At 73.9% G+C, this 3,503-nt stretch carries 4 protein-coding genes and 1 pseudogene; 4 read left to right on the top strand and 1 reads right to left on the bottom strand.

Annotation, left to right across the window (positions count from 1 at the left end):
• Window positions 1-923 (bottom strand): COX15/CtaA family protein (locus Q0195_RS03775; RefSeq protein ID WP_299274768.1); only part of this gene is annotated, 923 nt, incomplete at its 3' end.
• Window positions 924-1,039: 116 nt separating this feature from the next.
• Between Q0195_RS03775 and Q0195_RS03770 the strand changes: the two genes are divergently transcribed.
• The 4 genes and pseudogenes from Q0195_RS03770 to Q0195_RS03755 all read left to right on the top strand — a co-directional run.
• Window positions 1,040-2,371: a glutamate-5-semialdehyde dehydrogenase gene (locus tag Q0195_RS03770; RefSeq protein WP_299274766.1), complete on the top strand. Its 1,332-nt coding sequence runs from the start codon at window positions 1,040-1,042 to the stop codon at window positions 2,369-2,371.
• 72 nt (window positions 2,372-2,443) lie between these two features.
• Window positions 2,444-2,602 (top strand): hypothetical protein, encoded by a 159-nt coding sequence (locus Q0195_RS03765; RefSeq protein ID WP_299274763.1) that lies wholly within the window; start codon window positions 2,444-2,446, stop codon window positions 2,600-2,602.
• A 2-nt stretch (window positions 2,603-2,604) separates the two neighbouring features.
• Complete coding sequence (gene nadD, locus Q0195_RS03760) at window positions 2,605-3,240, top strand: nicotinate-nucleotide adenylyltransferase (RefSeq protein WP_299274760.1); 636 nt, start codon at window positions 2,605-2,607, stop codon at window positions 3,238-3,240.
• A gap of 17 nt (window positions 3,241-3,257) precedes the next feature.
• Window positions 3,258-3,503: pseudogene (locus Q0195_RS03755) on the top strand (hypothetical protein); the annotation flags it as partial.

Genomic DNA, 3,503 nt, shown 5'->3' with positions numbered 1-3,503 from the left:
GCGTACACCAGCGCGACGACGGTGAGCGCCGAGCCGAGCATGTGGACCCCGACGAGGAGCTCGGGCAGCCCGGTGAAGTACTGGACGTAGCCGACCAGACCCTGCAGGAGGGTCACGGCGAGCAGGCCGCCCCAGGTGCGCTGCGCCGCGGTGTGACGCGCGCGGCGCGCCAGGACGATGCCGACGACGACGAGGACGACGAAGGCCCACACGGCCAGCGCGTGCAGCCGGGAGATGTGGGCCGGGTTCAGCGCCCAGCGGTACGGCTCTGTGGCGTCCCCGGAGTGCGGGCCCGCGCCCGTGGTGACGACGCCGAGCACGAGGAGGACGACCCCGACCACGACCGTGAGGGCACCGACCGCGCGCAGCCGTGCCGAGGCCGCCGGCCGGGCCGGTGCGTCGGGGGCGGCGAGGCGGTGCAGCAGGTAGGTCGACACGGCGACGAGCGCGAGCGAGATGAGCATGTGCGAGCCGACGACGGCGGGGTGGAGGTCCACCCACACGGTGATGCCGCCGACCACCGCCTGCAGCGCGATCCCCACCAGCGGCAGCCAGGCCAGCGCCTTGAGCGACCCGGGCCGGGACGCCGTGGGCTCGCGACGGTACACCGCCCACACCAGCGCGAGCGCGATGACGCCGAGCACCCCGGTCAGGGTCCGGTTGCCGAACTCGATGATCGGGTGGACCGACATCGCGTCGTGGAACTCGGGGGTGAACGACCCGGGCTCGCACATCGGCCACTGCGAGCAGCCCAGGCCGGAGCCGGTGAGGCGGACGGCGCCGCCGGTGACGATGATGCCGATCTGCGCGACGAGGTTGGCCACGGCCAGTCCCCACGTCAGCCGGTCGACGAGGGTCTCTCGTGCCGGGGCGGGGGCGGTGCCGACCGGCGGTGAGGTCGACGTCGGGTGGGAGGAGGTCACGCCTCTAGCGTACGTCGCGCGCGGAAGGCACCCGCAGGCCCAGGACCCACCGGTGGGCCCGGCCCCGGCGCGAGACGTCCTTCCGGACGGCGCGTGATCCGGCCTACCCTTGGGGCATGACGGACACGCCTGTGCTCGAGCCCGCCCACCTCGTCGCCGACCCGGCCCAGCCGACGCCGACCACCGACGTGCGCGCCGCCGTCGAGGCCACCGCGCGGGCCGCCAAGACGGCGTCCCGGGTGCTGGCCACCGCCACCCGCGCGACGAAGGACGCCGCCCTGCACGCCATGGCCGACGCGCTCGTCGCCGCTACCGACCGCATCGTCGCGGCGAACGCCGAGGACCTGGAGCGGGGACGCGCGAACGGGATGAAGGAGTCCCTGCTCGACCGCCTCGCCCTCACCCCCGAGCGCATCGCCGGCATCGCCGACGCGCTGCGCGAGCTCGCGGGCCTGCCCGACCCGGTCGGTGAGGTGGTCCGCGGCTCCACGCTGCCCAACGGGCTGGTGCTGCGGCAGGTGCGGGTGCCGATGGGCGTCGTCGGGATGATCTACGAGGCACGGCCCAACGTCACCGTCGACGCCGCCGGCCTGGCGCTGAAGTCCGGCAACGCGGTCATCCTGCGCGGCGGGTCCGCGGCTGCCTCCTCCAACGCCGTCATCGTCCAGGTCCTCGGCGAGGCGCTGCAGGCCCAGGGCCTGCCCGCGGAGCTCGTCCAGTCGATCGACGCGCACGGCCGGGCCGGCGCCGTGGAGCTCATGCGCGCCCGCGGACTGGTCGACGTGCTCGTCCCGCGTGGGGGCGCGGACCTCATCCGGACCGTCGTGCGCGAGTCGCTCGTGCCGGTCATCGAGACCGGCGTGGGCAACTGCCACGTCTACGTGGACGCCGACGTCGACGTCGCCCAGGCGGTGTCGATCCTCCTCAACTCCAAGACCCAGCGCCCCGGCGTGTGCAACGCCGCCGAGACGCTGCTCGTCCACCGGGAGGTGGCGCCGACCTTCCTCCCCGCCGCGCTCGCCGCGCTCGGCGAGGCGGGGGTGCGGGTGCACGCCGACGAGGCCGCCGCCGCCCTGGCACCGGAAGGGGTCGAGGTGGTCCCGGCCACCGACGAGGACTGGGCCACCGAGTACCTCAGCCTCGACCTCGCCGTGCGGGTGGTCGACGACCTCGACGCCGCCCTGGAGCACATCGGGCGCTGGTCGAGCGGGCACACCGAGGCGATCTGCACGACGAACCTCCGGGCGGCCGAGCGGTTCACCCGTGAGCTCGACTCCGCGGCGCTCATCGTCAACGCCTCCACCCGGTTCACCGACGGCGGCCAGTTCGGCCTGGGCGCGGAGATCGGGATCTCCACCCAGAAGCTCCACGCCCGCGGCCCGATGGGCCTGGGCGAGCTGACGACGACCACCTGGATCGTGGTCGGCGACGGCCACGTGCGGGGGTAGGGTCCTCACGGCCCCAGGTCCCCACCCGTGGGACAATCGTCTGCACGCCCCGACGGAAGGAACCACACCACCATGACCAGCTCACTCGTGAACTTCGCGCAGCAGACGGAGGAACACGCCCGCGAGTTGCCGATGCCCGCCGAGCTGTACGGCATCGTCGCGTTCGCGATCTTCCTGCTCCTGCTGCTCTTCACGCTGGGCTACCGCAACGTGCACACCCGCCGCCGCTGAGGATGGCACAGCGCCAGGCACGCCGGATCGGGGTGATGGGCGGTACCTTCGACCCGATCCACCACGGCCACCTCGTGGCCGCCAGCGAGGTCGCCGACGTGTTCTCGCTCGACGAGGTGCTGTTCGTCCCCACCGGTGAGCCGGTGTTCAAGCAGGACCGCGAGGTCACGCCGGCCGAGCACCGCTACCTCATGACGGTGATCGCGACGGCGTCCAACCCGCGGTTCAAGGTCTCGCGGGTGGACATCGACCGGCCCGGGCTGACCTACACGATCGACACCCTGCGCGACATCCACACCGCCTACCCGGACGCCGAGCTCTACTTCATCACCGGCGCGGACGTGCTGCCGGAGATCCTCTCCTGGAAGGACGTGGACGAGCTGTGGGCGCTGGCCCACTTCGTCGGCGTCAACCGGCCCGGCCACCACCTCGACGACGCCGGCCTGCCCAGCCACGGCGTCTCGCTGCTCGAGGTTCCCGCCATGGCGATCTCCTCCACGGACTGCCGCGAGCGCGTGCGGGCCGGGATGCCGGTGTGGTACCTCGTCCCGGACGGCGTGGTCCAGTACATCCACAAGCACGGCCTGTACCTGGCGCCCGCCACCGAACCGAGCGGGCAGACCCAGGCCACGGTGTGACGGAGGAGGCAGGACCGATGGGAGAGGGGACGGACCGCCCGGAGGGGGAGCGGAACCGTCGGCAGGAGGCAGCGCAGGGGTCGGCACCCGCCGCCCGGACGCCCGCCTCCGACCGCCCCCTGACCCGCCGTGAGCTGCGCCGCCGGGAGGCCGAGGCCGCCGCCCGGCGGGCCGAGCTCGAGAGCGCAGGCGGCGGGCCCGCGTCCGAGGCCGCCGACCGGGCGGGTTCCTGCCGCGGGCGGGCCAGGTCCGGGCTCAGCCGA

The organism is uncultured Georgenia sp., from assembly GCF_937958535.1.
In the GTDB taxonomy this organism is placed as follows: Bacteria; Actinomycetota; Actinomycetes; order Actinomycetales; family Actinomycetaceae; genus Oceanitalea.
The sequence above is the reverse complement of the archived record's forward strand: the minus strand, read 5'-3'. Positions and strand labels throughout refer to the sequence as shown.

Bases quoted from the DNA above. Each gene is read 5' to 3' on its own strand.
- Q0195_RS03765 (WP_299274763.1), top strand. From the start codon at position 2,444: ATGACCAGCTCACTCGTGAACTTCGCGCAGCAGACGGAGGAACACGCC.
- nadD (WP_299274760.1), top strand. From the start codon at position 2,605: ATGGCACAGCGCCAGGCACGCCGGATCGGGGTGATGGGCGGTACCTTC.
- Q0195_RS03770 (WP_299274766.1), top strand. From the start codon at position 1,040: ATGACGGACACGCCTGTGCTCGAGCCCGCCCACCTCGTCGCCGACCCG.